The following is a 24,831-nucleotide window of genomic DNA, read 5'->3' as shown; positions in this document are numbered from 1 at the left end:
GGGAGTACTTTTGTAAATCAAATTTTAAAGTAGATTGCTCAAAAAGCATGAACGAGTTAAGGAAAGCACCTAGCTGCCGCTCAGATGAATTATTAAAGTACTTCCAGTTTTTCTTAAATATATCATCATCAATGTCATTTACCTTCGAATAAACATGAATACAAAATTCATGAAGCCTTTCTAATGATGAGGATATATAAGCTACTGCCGCGTTTGGATAACCATCAATTAATGCCATAGAGCCCGCATCAAATAATAATTCAAACTTTAAATTCTGGATATAGAAATGACTAACATGACCTTTATCACAAGTAATTTGATAAAAATTATCATCTCTTATTTCAATCAATGAATTATTTACCGTTTCGTTATCACTTAAACAATGAGAACAATTAAAATTCAGTTTCATTTGTACTCATAACCTCGACGAAAATCCAACAATATTAATAAGACGCAAACGCCCGTGTTTAAACACGGCTCGTTGCGTTTGTTTTATATTCGTCATTTTTAACATTGAGGGTAACCTATTGCAAACGCTAAGGTTTTTCATTCGTCTATTTCTTGCTCTGAGGAAATGCGGGCATTACCCAAGATCTTGCATATATACGGGCGAGAGACGGTGGTTGTATAAAAAAACAGTTGTGGTGTAAGAGAATAGAATGAAAAACCCACCTTTTTTAACCCACATCTGAAACCTGTGGATTAGGTATTCTTGATCATCAAGTTTGCCGTTTTGACTGTTAATCAATAGTCTCTGTTTATTAGTAATGGCCCCATGGACTTGTTGGATTGCTAATGTCTGCCAATGGCACACATACCACGCATAGATTAACCCCTAATAAACCTGACAGGCCTACTTAAGACTCACTCGACTTATATCGATTGCTTAATGACAGACCTTAAACTGCTTGCAAGCAAAGGAATAACTTTCAGGTTTCACCTTCTCAAATGCGGCCATTTTTTTATCGCTAAAGGCTTTCTCAAAAGCAGCAATGCGTTGCTTGTAGTCATCTAAAAGCTGCTGCTTAGTTTTTTCATCAACAAATGCATGCGCTAACGAGTTGGCACCGGTTTTCACTAACTCTGACCAAGATAAGTTGAAATTCGTTACCCCTGTGTAGTATTCATCGGTCATGTTCGAGTCCCACATGCCGCGATCATCAGTTGAAAGCGCGACAGGTATGCCTAAGCGTAAATATTCAGGGAAAGGGTGCTGCGTGTAATCATCCACGTATTCCAGCAGCAAATTGCTGATAAGATTGATTTCAATCAGGTATTGGCTGTAGCGCATCAATAAAAGTGTGTCTGGGTCGCCGGTTAAATTTAAACCATGACCAATGCGCGTTGCACCAAGCAAAAGCGTGTCACGTATATGATGATTAGGCTCGTCTGACTCGCCTGCGTGAATAGATAAATTCACCCCATGATACTGATGCCTAAGCGCACGCAGTGTTGGCAAAAAACGTAATGGGTGGCCTTTGTCGTTATCTTCGCGGCCCACCATGTCCACCCCAACATAGAGCTCTGGATGCGAAGCCACAAAGCCATACATCCACTTAAGCGCGTCTTCTGCCTGAGTGATAAAACGCACTAGGGCGTACTGCAATCGCACAGTAACCCCCGTGGCAAGGGCATCTTTTTGTGCGAAGCGCTCTAGATAAATTTGATACACCTCTTCACTATCAAACGGGCTACCGTCAGGGTGCACAAAGCCGCGTACTCCGGCGTCTGTTTCGAGATAAGTTAACCCTTCTGCCCCAAAGGCTTGCATATTTTTAACGATTAAATTGGCCTGCATATAGGGATTAGACATCAAGGAATTAATCCGCGCCCAATGGGTTTGAAAGAACTCATCCCGGCCTTCGCTGCTTTTATCGAGACGAATGCTATTTAGCCAAGCCTTTTTTTGCTCGGGGTTAAGATCTTGTATGCCTACGTATTCAGATTGCTCGCAGCTATCGAGCTTTTCATATTCATACGCTTGAATATTGACGAATAACAACAGGTACGGTGCTTGGGTAAATTCATTGCTGCCATAGGCTCGACAATTGTTAATTTTAACTTTTGTGTAGTAGCGATAGCCCTTTTCTTGCTGGGCTAGAATTTCCGCATACCACCATTCAGACAGGTTTGAACCTGTTGAATGATTATGTAAATCACCGCCCTTGGGCATGGCATATAAAAAGGTATATAGCGCCTGGGCTGAGGCGGTCTTTTTGAATGCTTCAAACTCTTCATCAAAGGTTTTTGCGTGGGCAAAAGACATAGAATTCACACACAAAAAGATGAGTAAATAAAGCATTCTCATAACCAAAACTCCAAAGGGGTATTCATTAATTTAAGCCAGTGACAAACACACTAGTTGGCATCGTAAGGTAGGGTATTTTCGTATTTACCCCAGTTATTAACGATGGTTTGCACGACCTTATTACCTACAATATAAGCCGCGTCTTTAGCAGGGAAGCCACCATCAGGATAAGGGGCGGTAATACTCCAACTCGTCGCCTTATCTGCGGGAGCCATAGTATAATTGCTCACCGTGCGTAACACCATAACGCGGTTAGGGTCGACTTTATTAATACGGGCTAGGCGCATAAGTGAGGTTAACGTGCCTGAATCTTCCATGTTACTGGTCATAAAATTAGCTGAGTCACCACCGTATAACTTCAACCAATCATTTGCCCACTGATTGAGGTATTTGCCATGCCAATACTTACTTGCACTTAAGGTATCACCTTGGGTAACAAAAGGTGGTTTTTGCGCATTTGGATAAGTCTTATATAGGGATCTAAATGCTTTAATCGCGTCTGAATCCGCAAGCTTAATATCTTTAGTTTGCGCATAAGCCCAATCAGCCAACGCACTGTTTAAATCAAAAGAAACCGTGTCTAACGTCCATCCCGTTGAAATATCTTCTGGCTCTTCAGCAGGTTCGGTCGCGCCCAATGGAATAATGCCATAAGGCCAAGATGTTGGTATTTCCCGTGCATCCACTTGATAAATTAAGTCACCATCAACAATATGCTTAGCCCAAGCAGCCGTGCCTAACGATACATCTTCCGGGTCGCCACCAGCGATACCTGCAATTAACCAATAGGATTTGCTTAAGTCAAAGCGAGGGTCAAGACCCAGCGCCATGATTGAAGCCGTGGCATTGGGAATACCGCCGCCTACACATATCACCAATACGCCATCTTCACTAAGATATAAATCGTACTCCCCCAAGGGAAAGTCTAATTTGGTCGAAAAGTTGCCCCGCTCTAACCACAACTGCAATTCACCAGCTCCATCACCCATCGCTTCACCCTCTTCGTACATGGTCACAACAACGGTTTTAACGGGGATAATGTCAGTAGCAACGCTATCAGCAGCACGGGTGCTAAATGCGTTGAGGGATAACAAAACAAAAAAGGTAGATCTAGCCTGTTTTAAAAACGACATAAGAGAGCTTATCCATAAAAGACAATAAAAGTTGACCAAACGGTCAGCAAATACCGTGCCCTTTCAAGTCTCGATACTCCGAATATTAAAAAGGTCGCGGCTCAGCCCCAGCAAATGCAGGCCACGACGACACGGCTATGGTTAAAAACTATCAACTTCATGTAGCAAAAAGAGTGCTCTACCCCCTATTTAAACGACGAGTAGTAGAGGTGACGACACGCAATAAGAGGCAAATGCGCTATTTAGGTGCAAGATATAGGTGCATCGCAGTATGCGCGCCACCGCGCATTAGCATAATGCTCTGCCAGCCTCCCGTATAAAGGAGGACATTAAAAACTAGACCGTGACTAGAGCCTATTTCTAATTTTTTACTTTCCCTTTAATTACCCATACATTCTTTTTACCTTGACCTTCCACCTACAAGAACCTTTATTCTTGCGCAAAATTTTATTATTGGTTCAACAAAATATTTATGCCTAGCCCATCCCCGTCTGCCTCGTTTGTATTTACACTAAGTTTTATGCCTCTAGGTTTTATACCCCTAAGTCAGGCTGATGAATTACTCCCAGTACATGATGCGGCCACGCCATCAACTAGTATCGCTTATCAAGCACCAGACCTGACTACCAAGAGCCTAGTTAGCGGCGAAGTGCATGATGATGACACTCATGAAGATGAACATGAGCATGCAGAAGAAGTTGAAAAGATTGTTGTTCAGGCCACACGCTCAGGGCGTATCGCCGATGATCAGCCTATCCGCGTAGAGCTTATTGACCGGGAAGAGATTGAAGAAAAAGCCGCCATGCGCCCAGGTAATATTTCGATGCTAGTGGCTGAAACAGGGGGCGTACGTGTGCAAACCACGTCGCCGGCTTTAGGCAGTGCGAACATTCGGCTACAAGGCTTGTACGGACGCTATACTCAGTTACTGGCAGACGGTTTACCCCTCTACGGAAATCAAGCCTCGTCTATCGGCTTATTGCAAATCCCCCCTACCGACCTCGGACGTGTTGAGATCATTAAAGGCTCTGCCTCGTCGTTATATGGCGGCTCAGCATTGGGCGGGGTGATTAACCTCGTATCCAGAACCCCCGGCGATACGCTTAATGGCGAAGCTTTAGTGAATGTCACCACCCGCGATGGGCAAGACCTAACCTCTTATGTAGAAAGCCCCCTTGGCGAAGAGACCAAAGGTTCATTAACGGTCGGCGCCCATCGTCAAACAAAACAAGACATTGATGATGATGGCTGGATTGACCTACCAAGTTACGAGCGATACAGCGCTCGCCCTCGTTTGTTTTGGGAAGGTGAAAATGGTGAATCACTGTATGCCACCACAGGCTTTATGACCGAGCAACGCGCAGGTGGCACTATGCCTGGGGAAGTCGTTGCAGACGGCAACCCATTTGAGCAAGGGCAAGATTCTCAGCGTATTGACGGCGGCCTGGTATTCAATATGCCCGTGCTGAATTCCCTTACGTTTAGCACCAGAGCGTCGGCTATGGTGCAAGAACACGATCATACCTATGGTGATATTAGCGAGGATGATCAACATGAAAGTTATTTATTAGAAACCAGTATCGCTGGCTATAGCGGCGCCAGTGACTGGCTAGTGGGCATCGCCTATCAAGCAGAAGAATTCACCTCAGACACCTTCGAACAGTTTGATTATTCCTATGACGTGCCCGGGTTATTCACCCAATTAGACTATGAGCTAACGGAACAACTGACCACATCCATAAGTGCTCGCGTAGATGAGCACAGCGAATACGGCACCCAATTCAGCCCTAGAGTATCGATGCTCTATCGCCCGGGTGATGTAACAATAAGAGGCTCTTATGGGCAAGGTTACTTCGCGCCCACGCCTTTTGTGGAAGAAATTGAAGCAGCTGGGTTATCTAGACTTGAACCACTGCAAGACCTAAAAGAAGAGCAAGCTGAAACTGCTTCTCTTGATGTAACCTATAGCCTTGAGAATATTGAAGCCAGCATAACGGCATTTGGCTCAAATATTGACAACGTCACCGAGCTACAAGCCTTCTCATCAAACAACACAGCGATATTCGACAGAGTCAGATTAGTCAACGCCGAGGGCGAGACTCAGATCCGCGGCTCTGAAGTACTACTGCGCTATTATTGGCGGGACATAAAGCTCACAGCAAGTTACCTGTATTTAGATGCCACCGAAGTTTCATTGGATGGTAACGACAGAAGAACAATTGCACTCACCCCCAGACACTCAGCCGGTTTTGTCGCCATGTGGGAACGACACGGTCAGTTTCGAGTAGGCTTTGAAGCCTATTACACAGGTACCCAAAGATTAAACGACAACCCTTATATTAACGAGTCGAACCCTTACTGGCACCTCGGCCTGATGGGAGAAATCACCGTAGGCAGAGCGAGTTGGTTTTTAAACCTAGAAAATCTGTTAGATGTAAAACAAACCGACGAACATCCGCTATTACTGCCTTCAAGAGCCGCAAGTGGCCAATGGACCACAGATATCTGGTCACGAAACGACGGCTTCATCGCCAATGCGGGGGTAAGAGTCAAGTTCGGCCACTAGTCATTTTTGGGTCCGCATTAACACGTCAGCCCTGTTAATGCTGTTTCAACCACTCTAAACCTGTTGACGCTTTTTTATTCGCGTCGCGAACTTTATGGCTTTCAAACACTTAAGTACTACGTACACTTATAGGCCTTGCTTATTTATGGCATGCGGCCACGCTGCATGCGCTTCGATTATTTTGGTTTTTCAGTGTCTGTGGCCCGTTGATTCTATTGTGCTGTCGTAGTTGATTGTATAGATAGTCCTATAATTTGATTGCGTGCTTGTTGTATTTGCCCCTGAACCTGAACGGTATATGGTCCAGGACGCAAGGTTTTTGAGATGTTTTCAGCTTCATTGAGCTTTTGAATAGATTGTGCGTTAAATCCAGAACCTGATTCAGCACCAAACCAATTAAGCAAGGTCACGATATGCGTGGTTTTCTGAATAAAATCATTGTAGCCCTTAAAAATTGAGAAGGTATTAAGCGCCTCTTGAAATTGAACTCTTCCTGCTTCAGCTTGACCACTTATAAACAAAATATTTGCCATACCTCGCTTAGCTGCAACGTTAGTATTCATATCTGTAGCCAAATTATGGGACAGTTCATACATTTCAAATGCTTTTTGATTTTGATAAGAGAACTGAAGAGCCACAGCGACAGAGTATGCCTCTATGGCGGAAACTCTATCGTCTGGTAGTTGCTCTATCAACTCCGCCGCTTGGGAAGCAAGCAACGCATTCTCTTGATTTATTTGCCCACCGACAAAGGCAACTGCATTTGGATCGTCTGAATATTTTTTTGTGAGTTCAAAGTTTCTGGAAGGAATAGCGGACAACTGTTGAAGCATATTTCGCAAATCTGATTTTATCGCTTGAATGTCTTGTATCTTGATTCTTTTATTTGAAACATAAGTTGTCCCAAAAGAGAATGTGAGAGCCAAAATAGAAATGATGACAGGAATTTTTTTATACCAAGCGGTTTTTTGGCTCAGTAAGGAAATTTGAATAGAGTCGACTTCATTTTTAAGAATTAGATAGTTTTTATTTAGCGCTTCTAATCCGTCCATTTCGCTCATCCTCTTGGTTGTGAATTAAATTTAATAATAGATAGAGCTAATTATCCAATGTTACATTTTCAGGATCCCACATAGGTTTATAGCAAATGAAAATTGCCATAGTCCTTTTTCTGAACTGCAAATTTTTTGTTAGCAAAGGAACTCATTAAATATAATCTGTGATTCAAAGAAGCTATCTATAAGAGAAAAATCTGCTCCAACAATTAACATTCCTGAGACGTAAAATTTATCAAATTATCCCAGCTCAATAGTAAAGCCAAGTATAATTTATAGGCGCGAGGTATACTGCATCTAACTTCTTTTCTAACAATGGCGCTGTGCAGAGAATATCTTCTGACTTGAAAGAAAATAAGTGACCGGCCTTGAGCATTAATAAATATTTTATCTAACTTTCCTTTTTATGCTGGCAGTTTTTGATGGAGTGGAGTTGAATATATTTTTTAGCATCAAACTGTTAGTTTCTGTAAGAATAGTAAACTAGTAATTCTACGTTTCGTGGATCCACTCTATCATCAGGTTAGATGATAGGTATCAGAGGTCAAGCGTCAATTGAATACATTTTATTGTAAATTTCATCAATGTCATGGTCTTAAATTTTGAGGGGAAAGTCACTTCTCACCGTCATTCAGATGTGCAAATGGTTCCCGACCATTTTGTCTTGGTTACTTCTTTCGGCAATAGACCAATATTTACAGGATAAATATGGAACAGCTTTAGCTGGCCTTTAGGTAAAGTGCATGGACGCATTTTATAAAAGAAGTCACTGGCTGACCAAGGATGGTTTGTCATACCCAGCAAGGATGCTGGTACGTGCAGCGTATATTTTGTGGCCGCAGACCATAAATAAGCAAAGCGTATGCTTTTTGGCCGAAGCCATAAAAAAGGGCGCCTACCTGGCGCCCTCCTATTCAAACAGAATTAAATCAACTTGCGTTACACCCGCTCAAACACAGTTGCAATCCCTTGACCTAAACCAATACACATAGTCGCTAAACCGATAGATTTATCGTTCGCTTCCATTAGGTTGATTAAGGTGGTTGAGATACGCGAACCAGAACACCCTAGTGGGTGACCAAGCGCAATCGCCCCGCCGTTAAGATTCACTTTATCTTCGTAAGAATCTAACCAGCCCAGATGCTTAATACAAGACAGTGCCTGTGCCGCGAACGCTTCGTTAAACTCAGCTAATTCGATGTCAGCCATAGTCATGCCAGCACGCTTAAGGGCTTTCTGCGTAGCCGGTACTGGGCCAAAGCCCATGATAGCAGCATCACAACCGGCAACTGCCATGGCGCGAATTTTCGCACGTGGGGTTAAACCTAGCGCCTTGGCTTTATCGGCAGACATAATCAACATGGCTGATGCGCCATCTGATAACGCTGATGAGGTACCCGCGGTCACAGTGCCGTTAACTGGGTCAAACACTGGGCGTAGCGCTGACATGCTTTGCGCCGTTGAATCTGGACGAATGGTTTCATCGGCATCAATCAGTTTTAATACGCCGTCAGCGTCGTGGCCTTCGGTGGCGACGATTTCATTCCAGCGACCTTCAACTGCGGCTGCGTGGGCTCTTTGATGAGAACGGGCACCGAATGCATCTTGCATTTCACGGGTGATACCGTTTTGACGACCTAATAATTCAGCTGTCATACCCATGCTGCCTGATGCGCGAGCGGCGGTTTTAGCTATACCAGGGTGAAAATCAATATTAAAGTCCATGGGTACATGGCCCATGTGCTCAACACCACCAATCATGTACACATCACCGCGGCCACTCATGATGCCACTGGCGGCATCATGCAGAGCTTGCATAGACGAGCCACATAAACGGTTAACCGTTACCGCAGCAACATTACGTGGAATGTCAGTCAGCAACTGCGCATTACGGGCGATGTTAAAGCCTTGCTCTTTGGTTTGTTGCACACAACCCCAGATAATGTCTTCAATCTCGCTTGGATCAAGGTTCGGGTTACGTTCAACCAATTTGCTCATTAGGTGTGCTGATAAGGTTTCAGCACGCACGTTGCGGAAAATACCGCCTTTCGAGCGCCCCATTGGGGTACGAATACAATCGACTACTACGACTTCTTTCATGTTCTTGTCCTCTGGTGCAATTTAGGCTGATTGAGAAAAATAAGATTTACCTGAGGCGGCCATTTCGCGCACACCATCAGAAATCTGATAAATCGGACCTAAATCCGCGTATTTGTCGGCAAGGGCTACAAAGTTAGCCAAGCCCATGGTTTCGATGTAACGGAACACGCCGCCTCTGAATGGAGGGAAGCCCAAGCCGTACAACAAGGCCATATCAGCTTCTGCTGCACTGCCTACTATGCCTTCTTCTAAACAACGGATCGCTTCGTTAGCCATTGGGATCATGACCCGTGCAATGATTTCATCGGCATCGAAGTCACGCTTATCAGCACAATGTGGTGCAAACAAGGCGTATGCTTCATCAGCAGCTACTTTCGCAGGGCGACCACGTTTGTCTAGGCTGAAGTTGTAAAAACCTTTGCCATTTTTCTGACCTAAGCGCTCAGATTTGTACAACAAGGTCACAGGATCGTTATCGATTTTTTGCATACGCTCAGGAATGCCATCAGCCATCACGCTTGAGGCGTGATCGGCAGTATCCATGCCCACGACGTCAAGTAAGTAAGCTGGGCCCATAGGCCAACCGAAGATTTTCTCCATGACTTTATCGACTGCGACAAAGTCTGCGCCGTCCATGACCAGCTTGCTAAAGCCCGCGAAGTAAGGGAACAACACCCGGTTTACTAAGAAACCTGGGCAGTCATTCACTACAATCGGGGTTTTGCCCATCTTCAAGGTGGCAGCAACAACCGTGGCAATGGTGGCGTCTGTGGTTTTTTCACCGCGGATAATCTCAACCAAAGGCATTTTGTGCACTGGGTTAAAGAAATGCATACCGCAGAAGCGCTCTGGCTTATCTAGGCTTTTCGCTAACTGGTTAATTGAGATAGTGGATGTGTTTGAGCAAATCACCGCGTCATCCGCCACATGTTGCTCAGTTTCTTTAAGCACGATGCCTTTAACTTTTGGGTTTTCAACTACCGCTTCAATGACCAAATCAACGTCTTTGATTGCTGAATATTCAAGAGTAGGCACTATGCTGTTCAAGGTGCTGGCCATTAGCGCTGGGGTGACTTTACCCCGCGACATGCCTTTGCCTAGAATTTTTGCCGCTTCGTTCAAGCCAAGATCCAATGCACCTTGGTTGATGTCTTTCATGATAACCGGCGTGCCTTTCACGGCTGATTGATAAGCAATACCACCACCCATGATGCCTGCACCTAATACCGCAGTTGACTTAACGTCTTTAGTCGACGCTTTCGCCTGCTTCTTACCTTTGCTTTTCACTAATTGGTCAGCCAAGAAGATACCCACTTGGGCTTTGGCTGCATCGCTTTTCGCCAGTTTGGTAAAACCTTGATTTTCAAGCGCTAGTGCGCCATCACGGTCTAAACGGGATGCGTTAGCTACGGTATCAACCATGGCATGTGGCGCGGGGTAATGCTTACCCGCTTGGGCGAATACCATGGCTTTAGCTGTTGAGAAGCTCATCATGGATTCGTTTTTGTTCAATTTAAGCGGGGCTTTTTTCTGGGCGCGACGTGCTTCCCAGCCAAACTTACCGTCAATCGCGTCTTGCAACATGCTAAGGGCCGCATCACGTAATTTTTCTGGTGCGACGACTGCATCCACTGCACCTTCCGCTAACGCTTTAGCGGCTTTGCGGTCACGGCCTGTGGTCATCCACTCTAGGGCATTATCAGCACCGATTAGACGAGGTAGGCGTACTGTGCCACCAAAACCGGGCATTAGACCCAGTTTAACTTCAGGTAAACCTATGGCTGCTGTGGTGTCTGCTACGCGCAGGTCACAGGCTAGGGTCATTTCACAACCCCCGCCTAAGGCAAAGCCATTGATAGCCGAAATTGTCGGGAAAGGTAAGTCTTCGAATCGATCGAATACTTGAGACGTTTTCGCTACCCAAGTCAGCACTTCTTCTTCAGCCATGTCAAACAAGCCGGTAAATTCGGTAATATCAGCACCTACGATAAAGGTCGACTTATTCGAGCGAACCAACACACCTTTCACGTCTGACTGACTTTTAATGGCTTGAGTCGCTTCGTCTAGCTCGCTAACGGTTTGACGGTCAAATTTATTCACCGAACCGTGAGCATCGAATACAAGCTCTGCAATGCCGTTTGGCAACAGCGTTACGTTGAGGCTTTTGCCTTCATATATCATTATTTTCTCCTTTGGCTTTGGCCAGGATTGAGGGTATTAAACTGTATGATGGTTTACATTTCGATTAGCAGAGCTTCTGAGCTGCACTCTGGTTAATATCTTAATATCAAAACAACAACTAATTTATAACAATTATCAAATTGGGGTAAGTTGCCATAATTCAACTGGTCATGCCAGTTAAATATGTTGAAACTTAGGTTGTCCCTTAGCCCTTATTACAGATATCTTATGGTAGTTATTTAACCAACGAATGAGGCAGGGTTATTCTGCGTATTACCCATATTCTGTTGCTACTGCTAGCGTGCTTTTCATCTCAGGCAACGACCACACTTTCTTCAGCAGAGCAAAAATTAATACATCAGCGTGAAATCTTCATCGAAGCAGAATCACTGGCTTACAAGCCGCAAAGTGCTGAATATCAAGCGTTAGTCGCACAATTAGTAGACTACCCTTTGCTGCCTTATGTCCAGTTGAAAGCATTGATGAACAGTATCAATAGAAAAAATGGGCCTCAAATAGAAGCCTTTCTGGCCCGTTACGAAGGCACTCCACTCGACAGGTCATTACGTAAAGCTTGGTTGCAATACTTAGCTAAACATCAACGGAAAAGCGAATTTTTAGCCGATTACAAAAATACGGGTAGCGCCGAGCTCGCCTGTAACAAAATTGAATTCAGTTTGAGTGACCCAGCGTTACGAGACGTTGCGCTAACCGAAGTACCAAGATTGTGGGTGGTGGGTCAGTCGCAACCAAAGGCCTGCGATCACGTATTTAAAGTGTGGCAACAAGCAGGGTTGCTGAGCAAAGACATGGTGTGGCAACGATTAGTGTTAGCGGCCACCAACGGTAAGCACACCCTAGTTCCTTACTTAAAAAAACTGTTACCTGACAATGAGCGCTACTTGGCTGACTTGTGGTTAGCGGTGCGCCGAGATGCGAGCTATGTTAGCCGTGGATCTAAATTCCCCCATAAACAAGTGGACAAAGAAAGCCAAATTCTACTCTACGGCCTTAAGCGTTTAGCCTTTAGCCAACCTGATTTAGCCTTAAAAAGCTGGTTCGCGTTAGAAAAGCGCTTTGCGTTTACCCTGCCTCAGCGCCGCGCAATGACGGAGCGGTTCGCCATAGCCTTGGCTGTAGCGGATCACCCGCAAGCAGACTTATGGTTAGATAAAGCCAGTGCGGATTCGTATGATATCGAGTTATTTCGTTGGCATTTAGCACATGTTTTACGGCTGGGAAACTGGCAACACGCACTGGACCTAATCGAAACTGCGCCTAAGGGTATTGCTGAAGATTTAGCCTTTCAGTATTGGTTGGGCCGCACATACGAACAGCTAAAAGCTGGGGACTTAGCCCAACAAACCTTTAGTAAGCTGGCCGACCAACGCCATTATTATGGCTTTATGGCGAGCGGTAAGCTGGCTCAGCAACCCACTTTGCATGATAAAACCCTGAACTTTAGCCCGCAGCAGTTACTTGAAGTCTCCAACATGCCCCAAGCTAGACGGGCCTACGAGTTTTTGCAATTAGATCGCAGCCTCAGCGCTCGGCGCGAATGGTATGACTTACAGCAAGACCTATCTGAGCAACAAAGCTTGATGGCCGCCGTTTTGGCCGACAGTTGGAAGTGGCATGATCAAGCCATATTTACCTTTGCTCGAGTAGGCTATTTAGACGATCTTGAACGCCGTTTTCCGATTGCTTACGATAAAACACTGATCAACAGCGCCAACAAACATCAGATTGATCCCGCTTGGGCGTTTGCCATTGTGCGCCGAGAAAGCTCGTTTATGGCAGATGCGAACTCACATGCGGGTGCGCGGGGGTTAATGCAGTTGATGCCCGGCACAGCCAACTACCTAGCGAAAAAGAAGGTCGGTGGCCGTAGCTTGTTTGATCCAGAAAAAAACGTCGAATTTGGCACTCAGTATATGCGCTATTTAATGGATAAAATGGACAACAACCCAGTACTCGCAACAGCATCTTACAATGCGGGCTGGCGTAAAGTACTCGACTGGTTACCCGAACAAGACGCAGTACCGATGGATATATGGGTAGAAACGATTCCTTACAAAGAAACCCGTAATTATGTAAAAGCGGTAATGGCCTATAAACAGATATACGCCCAGCGCTTAGGTCAACCAAGCCAAGTGTTTAAAGAGCTGGTCGACATGCAAATAGTCCCCCTGCAACAATGAGGCAGCTAGCGCGATAATCACGGGTTGTGGTAACGTAAAGGGATGACGAACTCGTGGACACGACACATGCAAACGCTAGCTCAACTTTATCCGCAACATATTGAAGAATTACAAGCCAGAACGAAAGAGGCTCTGTCTCGCGAGGGCATAGATGGCCTGATCATTCATTCTGGACAAGCCAAGCGCATGTTCCTCGATGACAACAATTATCCATTTAAATGTAACCCGCAATTCAAAGCCTGGTTACCCGTAATCGATAACCCAAATTGCTGGTTAATCGTTAACGGTACAGACAAGCCCAAACTCATTTTTTATCGCCCAAAAGACTTCTGGCATAAGGTGCCCCCAGAACCCAATGATTTTTGGGTTGAGCAATTCGATGTGATTTTGCTGACTCAGGCTGACGCAGTAGAAAAGCACCTACCTTATGACAGAAGTCGATTTGCCTATATTGGCGAATACATCGAAGTCGCCAAAGCCTTAGGTTTTGACTTGGTAAACCCAGACCGTGTACTGAATTATCTGCATTATCAACGCGCGTACAAAACTGATTATGAGCTGGCGTGTATGCGTCAAGCCAATGTGTTAGCCGTTGCTGGGCACAATGCCGCAGCCGCTGCGTTTCATGGGGGGAAAAGCGAGTTCGATATTAATCAGGCGTATTTAGCCGCGGTTCGTCAGAGTGATAATCAAGTACCATACAACAATATTGTGGCTTTAAATGAAAACAGCTCAATTTTACACTACATGGAGCAAGACGTGGTCGCACCGAGCGAGTCACGCTCGTTCTTGATCGACGCCGGGGCCAGCTTTCACGGCTACGCAGCCGATATCACTCGTACCTACTGCCAGGAAAACAATCATTTTGCTGAGTTGATAAAAGGCATGGACCGAGTCACCTTGAGTCTAGTGGATATGTTGAAACCCGGTGTGGCTTACAGTGACGTGCACATCGCCGCCCATGCACAGATTGCTCAATTGTTGAGTCAGTTTAAGATTGTTAACTTGGCTGCTGAAGATGTGTTAGCACAAAACTTTGTCAGCACCTTCTTTCCCCACGGTATCGGGCACTTTCTTGGCTTGCAGGTACACGATGTGGCAGGCCACGTGGCAGATGATCGCGGCACACCTAACCCACCACCAGCAGATCATCCATTTTTACGTACTACCCGCATGATTGAAGCACGCCAAGTGTTTACTATTGAGCCTGGTTTGTACTTTATCGATAGCTTATTGGCAGATTTAAAAAGCACTGAAAAATCTAAATTTATCAACTGGGATGTCGTCGATACATTTAGGCCATATGGTGGCATACGTATTGAAGACAATATCATTGTGCACAGAGATAAAAATGAGAATATGACCCGCGAACTAGGCTTAAATTAAGGCTAAAGTAAGCGCTGCAATAACAGGAAAAAACAGAATTAAAGGCGAGGTTAGCAACTCACGTTAACCTCAACAGCATTATCTGCATGGCCCATTGGCCAATCAACTAGGAAGTTATATATGGACGTTATACTCAGTTATTTACTCTCGGTACAAACACTGCTGTTAGTGTTTGTAATTGTACTACTTAAATCTTCGATTAAATTTGTGCCGCAAAACCGCGCCTATGTGATTGAACGTTTTGGTAAGTATCAGTCCACCAAGGAAGCGGGATTAAACTTTATCGTACCCTTTATTGACCGGATATCAGCCGATCGGTCATTGAAAGAAAAAGCCGTGGATGTACCTGAGCAAAGTGCTATCACCAAAGACAATATTTCATTGTCAGTGGACGGCGTGTTGTATTTCCGAGTACTTGACCCTTACAAAGCCACGTACGGCATAGATGACTATGTATTCGCCGTCACGCAGCTTGCGCAAACGACTATGCGTTCTGAGCTAGGTAAAATGGAGCTGGATAAAACCTTTGAGGAACGCGATGTACTGAATACCAATATCGTCGCAGCGATTAACGAGGCCGCAGGTCCTTGGGGCATACAGGTCCTTCGCTACGAAATTAAAGACATAGTGCCGCCATCATCGGTAATGGAGGCCATGGAAGCGCAAATGAAGGCCGAACGGGTCAAGCGCGCACAAATTTTAGAGTCCGAAGGTGACAGGCAAGCCGCTATCAACCGCGCTGAAGGTGAAAAAGCTTCTGTGGTACTCGCTGCCGAAGCGGATAAAGCCGAAGCGGTATTACGCGCTGAAGGTGAAGCAAAGGCCATAGTCGCAGTCGCCACAGCACAAGCTGAAGCATTACGTCAGGTCGGTGAAGCTGCCGCTACCGAAGAAGGGCAAAAAGCCATTCAATTGGACTTGGCCACCAAAGCCATTGAAGCTAAACTCGCCATCGCTAAAGAATCATCTGTGGTATTGCTGCCTGATAGCGGGACAGATATCGCCGGCGTAGTAGCACAAGCGACCACTATTATTAACTCACTAAATCGAGCAAAGCATGATGTGGTTAAGCGATAATCTCGGTATTGGGCTAATTAGCCTGGGGCTGCTGTTACTCGCCATTGAAATTTTAGTCTTGGGCTTTTCCACTTTCGTACTGTTTTTTGTCGGTGGAGCGGCGTTGCTCACAGGGCTATTAATTCAAATTGGGCTGATTGGCGATACTGCTTTAAACGCCAGTTTGTTTGTGTCGTTTTTCACTGCGCTGTTGGCGCTATTTTTGTGGAAACCCCTCAAGAATATGCAGCAAGATGTGGATCGCAAAAAACCCAGTAGTGATTTAATTGGTCACAGTTTTGTGCTCGCCAGTGACATCAGTCCTGCGCAGCCAGGGGTGTACCAGTACTCAGGGATAAAATGGCGTCTCGTCAGTGCCCAGCCGATTACCAGTGGCAGCAAAGTGCAAGTCATTGCGGTAGAAGTTGGCCAATTCACGATTGAAGCCTGCGATTAAGCAGGCTTTTAGGATTATTTAGCCCATAGCCACATAGTTTGTCAGGGCCTCGATACGTAATAACCAGGCTTGTAAGGCGGGATACCCAGTTAAGTCAAAACCACCTTCATGGGCCACATGAGTATAGCCATACAGGCTAATATCCGCGGTGGTGATGCTGTCACCCACTAAGAATGGCGTGTTAGCCAGTTGTGATTCCATCACGGCCAGCGCTTTGTGACCACCTGCTTGCTTGGCTTCATATTCGACTTTTTTCGCCTCAGGTAAGCCTAAATACTTTGCAATAAAGCGCGCGACGGCAATATAGGGTTCATGGCTGTACTGCTCAAAAAACTGCCATTGCTGCACTTTCGCTAACAAAAATGGGTCACTTGGCAACAATGCACTGCCATGGGCCAAATAGTTAATGATGGCATTTGATTCCCACAGGTGACGACCATCATCTAATGTCAAAAGTGGGATCTTACCATTGGGATTTTTGGTCAAAAAATCTTGCGCGGCAGTATCACCAGCTAAAATATCAACGTGTATCCATTGATGTTCAATACTCAACAGCCCACACAGTAACTTGACCTTATAGCAATTACCCGATTGCTCGTCCGCATAAATTTTCATGCAATATTTACCCTGTATTGTAGTCATAACTAACCGCTACCTGACTAAGCCTATACGATGCAACTTTTACTTATCACCCTTGTATTTACGCAGGTAAATACTTATAAACAAACAATAAAGTTCGTTAATCAACGTAAATGAAAATAACCTACAACAGAGAAGAATGCACCTATGGCTGATCATCGCCCATTGTTCAAACATATTCGAAACCACGATGCCCTGTTCTCTGAGCTAGCTTTGTTACGCACACAATACGCTGAGACGTTAGGATTAACTCGTCATGAATTTCATAAAACCCCTAAATTTATTACCCCTGATGGACGTCGCCTGACCATAGAGCCAGAACGCAGCATAGTGGTGCCCAACGTTAATGTGCTGCATGGGGTCAAAAACCAACTCGAAAAAAGCATCTCTGGTTTTCATATCGTGCCAAGAAGTGAAATTGGCTTTCGTTACCCCACAGCCGCCATTGCCGGCAGTGATGCGCCGTTTATCAAACGTTTTCGTTCAGAGTTTTTCCATAAAGATGGCGAAGATAGAGATATTTGCCGCCCGATTAACTTGTCTTATGGGATCAAAAGTCGTGGCAAAGCCGATAATCGCCAAGAATACGAAGTGTGGGTGCAAGATCAGCACCTAGCCCAAGACCCATCACATTTATTTATCGATAAGTACGGCGAAGATTTACCAGACGAAGTGCGTCAATTCGCCTTACAGGATCCCGTGGTACACGGCTGGATGGGGGTGAAACGCGCTGCATTCGAAGCGATTTATTACGCGCCCAACTGCTTCGGTGACATAGCGGTTTGCGTTGGTTTGTCGGTAGACGCATATAACATAGGCGCTCGTCCTGATTTAGCCTACAGCGCTGAAATTGGCAGCTCAATTGCTAAAGGTAACGCAGAGTTAGAGTGGGAGGTGATGGGTTATTATGCGCCAATCGGCCAGCCCTTTGATCACGCACAAATATGGCACGCCATCGACAGCACCATAGCCGCTATCGCAACGCCATTAGAAAATATCTATCAAAATGAGCTGATCGCAACCAATGAAAGTAAGACGGAGCGGATTTTGAGTACGGTGGCCGCTGTGGGCTCAACGCCTAAGCAAATTGCCGTCTGGGATTTAAAACCCTGGGAGTTTTTAGAAACCACCAGCCAACACCGTATGAAAGAACATGATCCGAGTCGCAGCGTAAACTTGCTAGGGCGTTTAAATCGTCTATTCTATCAAAGCAATCAACCCTTGCCATCGCTGAATAAAATTCACGATTTAATCGCATAGGAAATGCGCGATTCGATGTTGAGGGGAGCCTTCCCTTCAACCATTGTTATACATAAGTTTTAAATAAACACATTAAGGATGATGAACATGAAAAGTCTTTTAATCATCACTTTGTTGTTTGCTCAGCCATTATTGAGCAAGGAATGGCCATACCCCCAAGATATCCCCCAAACTAAACCTATCAACATAGGCACCGCCAGTGATAGGCCCTATGATATTTCACGCTTAATCCTAGCACGAGGAGCATATCAGGCCTCGCTGAATCCCCAAGGTACGATTGCCGCTTATGTGAGTGATGTCAGTGGCGCTCCACAACTTTGGTTAATGGACATAAAAGATAAAAAAGTAACCCAGTTAACCTTCGGTAATGGCATTACGAATTATCAGTGGCACCCCAATGGCAAAGAACTCATTTACGGCGCAGACAACAACGGTAATGAGCGCGAAGCTTTCAACTTGATATCTATTGACGGCCTGCATGAAAAAATTGTGCTTCCCTTCAGTGAGGCCTACCAAGTTCCTGGGCAGTTTGATACCAGCGGGCGTCACTTTGCGTATTCATCAACTGAGCGCAACGGCCGAGACTTTGATATTTATGTTGTCGATTTTAATGCCCAGAGCAGTAAACTATCAACTCGTCTCATCTACCAAGCGGAGTATTTCTTTAGACCTCATCAATGGCAGCCGAATGGCGAGCTCGTTATTGTCACAGAAGCCGTTGGTGAAGACGGAGCGAATGTATATTTGCTTAACACCACTACCCGCAAGATGACCTCAATATTCAAACCCCAGATACCTTCAAGTTATGGCAATTTTGTCTGGTCAGGCTCAGGGGAATCATTTTATTTTACCTCAAACGAGGGGCAAGAAATGAATGCGTTACGCCAGTATGACTTGAGTTCTGCTACTGACCGCATTTTGTTTAGTGGTGACTACGATATTGAAAGTGTGCAGATTTGCATGCAGGGCACATATTTGGCCTGGACAACGAATGAGAATGGCTTTGACAAGCTGCATATTTACCATCTGCAGCGTCATAACCAACAACAAATATCCTTACCTGAAGGGGTGTATTCCCTTTCCTGTGCTGAACAGGGTAACGATCTATTAGTCCGCATAAGTGGCCCCGCTACGCCGGGGAGTTTGTATTTGGTAGATTTAACCAATCAGCAAACTGAGCTGCTACTCGCACCTAACATGGCGGGTATAGACGATGAAGATATGTTATCTCCCATAGCAGTCAGTATGCCAGCACGGGACGGGGTAACCATTCATGGGTTATTATACTTACCCGCTAGCAAACAAGACACCTTGCCTCCCATAATATTCAATGTGCATGGTGGGCCAACGTTTCAATCTCGCGCCAGTTGGAAACCCACCATCCAATACTTACTCGGCAAAGGCGTAGCAGTACTTGATATTAACGTGCGAGGCTCGACTGGATTTGGAAAAACTTATGCTCAATTGGACAACCAAGAAAAGCGCTTAGATAGCGTCCGTGATTTAGTGGATGCGTTGGCTTGGCTTAAAAAAGAAGGAAAGGTCAACGTAGAACGTTCCGCGGTTATGGGTCGCTCATACGGTGGTTATATGGTCAATGCCGTCATGGGTGCGTATCCTGATGCCTTCTCTGCTGGTATATCCATCGTTGGTGTCGCAGATTGGGTCACCGCATTGAAAACCGCGTCACCTGCGTTGAAAGCCTCAGACCGGATTGAATACGGTGATATTAACGAGGCGCGTTGGCAGAAATTTTATGCAGAAAATTCACCCATTAATACAGTGCATAAAATCAACGCGCCAATGTTTTACGAGCATGGCGTTAATGACCCAAGAGATCCTGTTGCGGAATCAGACGTTATGGTACAAACGTTAAGAGAAAAGGGTTTGCCCGTTACCTATCTGCGCTTTCCAGATGAAGGGCACGGTATCACCAAAGTCGTCAATAAAATTACTTTTTATCAGCAACTTGCCGACTTTTTACAAGTTCACTTAATCGATTAAAATAAAGGGCAGCCACATTGCTGTGACTGCCCTTTATTTTTAATATCTGCTGTTTAGTCGCCTGCGACTTGCATGTTATCAATCAAAATTGAACCGGTGGAAATACTGCCTCGACTTTCCAGTTCAGCCCCCACTGCGACAATATTTTTCAACATATCGGCTAAGTTACCGGCAATGGTAATTTCGTGCACAGGGAATTGGATCACGCCATTTTCAACCCAGAAACCAGCAGCGCCTCGGCTGTAATCGCCTGTGACAATATTCACCCCTTGGCCCATTAGTTCGGTGACCAACAAACCTGTACCTAATTCAGCCAACATTTGCTGGTCGCTTTGGCCACTAGGTTTGATCAACCAATTGTGAATCCCCCCTGCGTGCCCGGTAGACTGCATCTGCATTTTTCGCGCAGAATAACTGGTTAACAGGTATTGATTGAGGATACCGTCAGTGACGATTTCACTATCTTGGGTACGCACACCCTCATGGTCGAACCATGAGCTGGCTAAGCCGCGCATAATATGCGGGCGCTCACTTATTTCAAACCAGTTAGGCAGCACTTGCTCACCCAGTTTATCTAACAAGAATGAAGACTTACGGAATAAGTTTCCGCCGCTGATGGCACTGATGAAGTGACCAATCAAACCAGAGGCGATTTCTTTATCAAACAAAACGGGGACTTTTGCCGTTTTAATTTGGCGCGCACCTAAGCGGCTTAAAGTAAATTCGGCGGATTCTCTACCAATTTGCTCAGGACTGGCCATAAGCTCAGCTTGACGCCCAACTGTGTAGCTATAATCACGCTGCATGTCGCCGTCTTGCTCACCAATTACCACGCAGCTCATACTGTAACGGCTGCTGTTGTAACCGACGTTTAAGCCATGGCTGTTGCCATACACCTTAGTGCCTAAATTAGCATTGTAAGACGCCCCGTCAGAATTGGTGATACGTGGGTCAAATGCTAACGCGGCAGTTTCCGCTTTAATAACCTGCTCAATGGCAAAATCAGTGTCTAGCTCAATTGGATGATATAAATCGAGATCTTGTGGCTCAAATGCCATTAGGTCTTTATCCGCTAAACCAGAGCAAGGGTCTTCCCCTGTGTATTTCGCTATCTCAATGGCCTTTTCGACGGTGAGACGTAAAGCAGCTGGACTTAAATCTGCGGTAGAGGCACTGCCTTTGCGTTGCCCTTTATAGACCGTGATCCCTAACCCTCCGTCGTTAGTAAATTCGACGGTTTCCACTTCTTTCAAACGGGATGAAACCGCGATACCACGCACCTTAGACATACTTGCTTCAGCTTGTGTGGCACCTTTTTCTTTGGCCAGTTTTAATACATCTTCGACTATTTGTTGGATATCCGTTAATTGCTGCTGCATACACCCTTCACTATCAAACCAGATTACCTTGAGCGGCGAACTATATTAATCGCCCATACAAGGTTACAATATTTTTCTAGTGTACCACTAAAGACATTGTTATGGCCGTATCTCCAGATAAAAACGAATTCGAAGTAGAACAAGACGACACTCAACTGAGCAAAACTCAGCTCAAGAATCAATCAAATGACTTGCAAAAATTGGGCGTATCCCTCGTGGATTTGAGTCCAGCTGCATTGGCAAAAATTCCTATGGATCAGGAATTACTCGACGCAGTCCTGCTAGCCCGGCGTATTTTGCGCAAAAAAGAAGGCTATCGTCGACAATTGCAGTTAATTGGCAAGTTGATGCGCCACAGAGATGTGACACCTATCGAGCAAGCTTTGCTGCAAATTCAAGCTTCTCATCAAAAAAGTAATCAAAAATTTCACAAATTAGAATTATTGCGCGATAACTTAATTGCCCAAGGTGATAGCGCAATCGAAGAGGTACTCGAAGAGCATCCTGCTCTGGAACGTCAGAAGTTACGCCAGTTGGTTCGCCAAGCGGTAAAACAACAAGCGGATAATAAACCGCCCAAGGCGGCTCGCGAGTTATTTAAGTATCTACAATCGACAATAGATGGATAATTAATATGAGTTTTAGGTTACCGACGTACACAGTGTGGTTAGCGCTTTTGACACTAACCAGTTGTGGTGGTGGGGTTTCTGGTGAAAATGGCGATGACCCATTTGGATCTGGCAATGATTCAGGCAGCGAAACGTCAAGTTATACTTTGGCATTAGCAACGTTTGACGAGCAATGCGTAACCGCCACTCAAAGCTTTACTTCAGGCCAAGTGGCCTGTGTACAAGCCACTTTGACGCAAAACGGTAGCCCAGTACAAGGCGAAATAGTGACATTTACCGGTACGCTAGGTGCATTATCAGGCACCACTAAGCTGACCAATAACCAAGGTATCGCCCAGGTATCTATCACCAGTGATAACACCGAAGTAGGTGCCGCTGTGTTAGGTGCCAGCTACAACGATGCCAGTGCCGAAGAAAATTATGAATATCTAAGCATAGATACTGCATCAGGGCAGTCTGCTGCGGTGAGCATTGCTCTGCTCAACAATGGGCAGGGTGTTAATCGCTTTCAGGCAGGCACAGACGTGCAATTGCAAACACAAATTTTAGATGCAGACGATACGCCTATTGCCGGGATTATCGTGACCTTTAATGCCCAGCGCGGCACGTTAAATACCGACTCAGCACTAACCGACAACAACGGTGTTGCGCAGGTGACATTAACTGCCGTTGACAGCGATATCGGCGCGGGCGTGGCAACCGCCATAGCGGTAGTAAACGATATCGACTTAGCCAGTTCACTCAATTACGAAGTACAGGCGGCCGGTGCCATCAGCGAACAGATGATCCGCTTAGGTTACTTTGATGAAGACGGCGTGTTTATTGAAAATCAATTAGCCGTGAGTACGCGAAACACCGCTGGTGATGTAGAAATAAGTGCCGGCGGTACCTTAGGGATAGCTATTGCATTGGTCGATGAAAACGATCAGCGTATTTTAACCCAAACTCCCATCACTTTTAGCTCAAACTGTGTGGCCGACGGATTCGCCACTATAGACACCTTGGTTAACACCATTAATGGTGTAGCAAGCGCCACGTTTGAAGATCAAAGCTGCGCAGGTGGTGATGGTAATACAGATTCAATCGTAGCCTCAGTGGTAGTCAACAACGCCACTCTCAGCGTTTCTCAAACGATTTCAATTCAAGCTGAATCGATCGGCTCTTTGGCCTTTGTATCAGCGGATCCCAGTTCATTAGTACTTCGCGGTACGGGTGGACAAAACAGCTCATCTGTTTCGACCTTAGTCTTCCAGGTAAACGGCGCATTGGGCAATCCATTAGCCCAGCAAGACGTCACGTTTAGTTTAAACACCCAAACCGGTGGTTTAACCTTATCCTCAACTTCAGGGCTAACTAACTCACAAGGTCAAGTGAGCACCCGGGTCACCGCCGGCGATGTGCCTACATCGGTGCGGGTCACTGCTGAAGTAGTAACCGAATCAGGCGACACCATCATCACCCAGTCTGATTTATTATCGGTCAACACAGGCTTGCCAGATCAAAACAGTATTACCCTATCAGCAGACAACCTTAATCCAGAAGCGCTGGATATTGACGAGCAACAAGTGAATTTAGTCGTGAGGCTCGCAGATACCTTTAATAATCCGGTGCCAGACGGTACGGCGGTAAACTTTACCACCGAAGGCGGTTCAATTGACGGTAGCTGTACCACTGTTTCAGGAGCCTGTGCGGTCACTTGGGTCAGTGCTAACCCAGATGTACCGGACCACCGAGTCACAATACTCGCCACAGCCATAGGCCATGAAACGCTGTTCGACAGCAACGGCAACAACATTTACGACGATGGGGATGGCCCAGGTTTTAACGATGGCACAGACAATGGTTTGTCGACCAGTTTATATGGTCAAACTGGCTTTGTGGATATTGGTGAGGCTTGGCGAGATGACAATGAAGACGGCGACCGCGACACGGGAGAGATATTCTTGGATTACAACGCCAATGGCAGTTTTGATTCAGAGGATAGCCTATTCAACGGCCCACAATGCACAGGCATCGGTTGCGGTATGGATGAAGCCAATACCATGCATGTGCGCCGCGCCTTAGTCTTAGTTACGTCTAGCTCAGCTGCACAAATTGATATTCTTGATAACAGCGCGTCAATCGTAGCCAGTAATTATCAAGCGACGAACCCAACGTCTGCTATCCCTAGGGATACCACTCAAAGCTTTACCCTGGTTTTTGCTGATACTGCCCGCCAACCTATTTCTAGTGACTCAACCATAGTCGTTAGCAGCAGCGCAGGGCAACTAAACGGCCAGACTAACTTGACCATGCCAAGTACTGCGGTTAATTCAGAATCTCGCGCGACGTTTACCCTAGAGAACGATGTTTCTGAAGCAACTCAAGCCACAGTGAGTGTACTTATTACCTCACCCAGTGGCGTACAGTCTGCGACAAGCATGGTAGTGACATTGAATTAATGATTTAGAGCAAAACAGCAGACACAAAAATGGCGC

General features: G+C 45.6%; 17 protein-coding genes. 9 read left to right on the top strand and 8 right to left on the bottom strand.

The annotated features are described in order from the left end of the window. The 3 genes from GPLA_RS15605 to GPLA_RS15590 form a co-directional block, all read right to left on the bottom strand. Positions 1 to 409: hypothetical protein (locus GPLA_RS15605; protein ID WP_226993133.1), on the bottom strand; the 409-nt coding region annotated here is incomplete at its 3' end. 477 nt (positions 410 to 886) lie between these two features. Next, positions 887 to 2,308: an adenosine deaminase family protein gene (locus GPLA_RS15595; RefSeq protein WP_007105908.1), complete on the bottom strand. Its 1,422-nt coding sequence runs from the start codon at positions 2,306 to 2,308 to the stop codon at positions 887 to 889. A gap of 50 nt (positions 2,309 to 2,358) precedes the next feature. Then, positions 2,359 to 3,441, bottom strand: a complete 1,083-nt coding sequence (locus GPLA_RS15590; RefSeq protein WP_007105907.1) for a purine nucleoside permease — start codon at positions 3,439 to 3,441, stop codon at positions 2,359 to 2,361. 472 nt (positions 3,442 to 3,913) lie between these two features. Between GPLA_RS15590 and GPLA_RS15585 the strand changes: the two genes are divergently transcribed. Next, entirely contained in the window at positions 3,914 to 6,007 is a 2,094-nt protein-coding gene (locus tag GPLA_RS15585; protein ID WP_040515025.1) for a TonB-dependent receptor plug domain-containing protein, read from the top strand. 212 nt (positions 6,008 to 6,219) lie between these two features. On the opposite strand, the gene GPLA_RS15580 is transcribed toward GPLA_RS15585, so the two are convergent. The 3 genes from GPLA_RS15580 to fadB all read right to left on the bottom strand — a co-directional run bounded on the left by GPLA_RS15580 (position 6,220) and on the right by fadB (position 11,343). Continuing rightward, the gene (locus GPLA_RS15580; RefSeq protein WP_007105905.1) at positions 6,220 to 7,059 is read right to left on the bottom strand and encodes a hypothetical protein; all 840 of its coding nucleotides are present in this window, start codon (positions 7,057 to 7,059) and stop codon (positions 6,220 to 6,222) included. Between the two features lie 942 nt (positions 7,060 to 8,001). Beyond that, positions 8,002 to 9,162: an acetyl-CoA C-acyltransferase FadA gene (fadA, locus tag GPLA_RS15575; protein WP_007105904.1), complete on the bottom strand. Its 1,161-nt coding sequence runs from the start codon at positions 9,160 to 9,162 to the stop codon at positions 8,002 to 8,004. Positions 9,163 to 9,183: 21 nt separating this feature from the next. Then, on the bottom strand, positions 9,184 to 11,343 hold the full coding sequence (fadB, locus tag GPLA_RS15570; protein ID WP_007105903.1) for a fatty acid oxidation complex subunit alpha FadB: 2,160 nt from the start codon (positions 11,341 to 11,343) through the stop codon (positions 9,184 to 9,186). Positions 11,344 to 11,630: 287 nt separating this feature from the next. Here fadB and GPLA_RS15565 point away from each other — a divergent pair, with 287 nt between their 5' ends. The 4 genes from GPLA_RS15565 to GPLA_RS15550 all read left to right on the top strand — a co-directional run bounded on the left by GPLA_RS15565 (position 11,631) and on the right by GPLA_RS15550 (position 16,443). After that, positions 11,631 to 13,544 carry a lytic transglycosylase domain-containing protein gene (locus GPLA_RS15565; RefSeq protein WP_007105902.1) on the top strand — a complete coding sequence of 638 codons (1,914 nt, stop codon included), beginning with the start codon at positions 11,631 to 11,633 and terminating at the stop codon, positions 13,542 to 13,544. A 66-nt stretch (positions 13,545 to 13,610) separates the two neighbouring features. After that, positions 13,611 to 14,930 carry a Xaa-Pro dipeptidase gene (gene pepQ, locus GPLA_RS15560; protein ID WP_007105901.1) on the top strand — a complete coding sequence of 440 codons (1,320 nt, stop codon included), beginning with the start codon at positions 13,611 to 13,613 and terminating at the stop codon, positions 14,928 to 14,930. Positions 14,931 to 15,050: 120 nt separating this feature from the next. Next, complete coding sequence (locus GPLA_RS15555; protein WP_007105900.1) at positions 15,051 to 16,007, top strand: SPFH domain-containing protein; 957 nt, start codon at positions 15,051 to 15,053, stop codon at positions 16,005 to 16,007. Then, complete coding sequence (locus tag GPLA_RS15550) at positions 15,991 to 16,443, top strand: NfeD family protein (RefSeq protein ID WP_007105899.1); 453 nt, start codon at positions 15,991 to 15,993, stop codon at positions 16,441 to 16,443. Before GPLA_RS15555 ends, GPLA_RS15550 begins: the two co-directional genes overlap by 17 nt. Positions 16,444 to 16,461: 18 nt before the next feature. Here the strand turns inward: GPLA_RS15550 and GPLA_RS15545 are convergent, their stop codons facing one another. After that, complete coding sequence (locus tag GPLA_RS15545; protein ID WP_007105898.1) at positions 16,462 to 17,058, bottom strand: glutathione S-transferase family protein; 597 nt, start codon at positions 17,056 to 17,058, stop codon at positions 16,462 to 16,464. Between the two features lie 171 nt (positions 17,059 to 17,229). Between GPLA_RS15545 and GPLA_RS15540 the strand changes: the two genes are divergently transcribed. Both GPLA_RS15540 and GPLA_RS15535 read left to right on the top strand, forming a co-directional pair. Beyond that, positions 17,230 to 18,342 carry a hypothetical protein gene (locus GPLA_RS15540; RefSeq protein WP_007105897.1) on the top strand — a complete coding sequence of 371 codons (1,113 nt, stop codon included), beginning with the start codon at positions 17,230 to 17,232 and terminating at the stop codon, positions 18,340 to 18,342. Between the two features lie 87 nt (positions 18,343 to 18,429). Beyond that, on the top strand, positions 18,430 to 20,346 hold the full coding sequence (locus tag GPLA_RS15535; protein WP_007105896.1) for a S9 family peptidase: 1,917 nt from the start codon (positions 18,430 to 18,432) through the stop codon (positions 20,344 to 20,346). 53 nt (positions 20,347 to 20,399) lie between these two features. Here the strand turns inward: GPLA_RS15535 and pmbA are convergent, their stop codons facing one another. Then, positions 20,400 to 21,725: a metalloprotease PmbA gene (gene pmbA, locus GPLA_RS15530; RefSeq protein ID WP_007105895.1), complete on the bottom strand. Its 1,326-nt coding sequence runs from the start codon at positions 21,723 to 21,725 to the stop codon at positions 20,400 to 20,402. Positions 21,726 to 21,826: 101 nt separating this feature from the next. On the opposite strand from pmbA, the gene yjgA reads away from it, so the two are divergent. Both yjgA and GPLA_RS15520 read left to right on the top strand, forming a co-directional pair. After that, the gene (gene yjgA / locus GPLA_RS15525) at positions 21,827 to 22,354 is read left to right on the top strand and encodes a ribosome biogenesis factor YjgA (RefSeq protein ID WP_007105894.1); all 528 of its coding nucleotides are present in this window, start codon (positions 21,827 to 21,829) and stop codon (positions 22,352 to 22,354) included. A 5-nt stretch (positions 22,355 to 22,359) separates the two neighbouring features. Next, on the top strand, positions 22,360 to 24,795 hold the full coding sequence (locus tag GPLA_RS15520; protein ID WP_007105893.1) for an Ig-like domain-containing protein: 2,436 nt from the start codon (positions 22,360 to 22,362) through the stop codon (positions 24,793 to 24,795). Positions 24,796 to 24,831 lie beyond the last annotated feature (36 nt).

Source organism: Paraglaciecola polaris LMG 21857, from assembly GCF_000315055.1.
In the GTDB taxonomy this organism is placed as follows: domain Bacteria; phylum Pseudomonadota; class Gammaproteobacteria; order Enterobacterales; family Alteromonadaceae; genus Paraglaciecola; species Paraglaciecola polaris.
The sequence above is the reverse complement of the archived record's forward strand: the minus strand, read 5'-3'. Positions and strand labels throughout refer to the sequence as shown.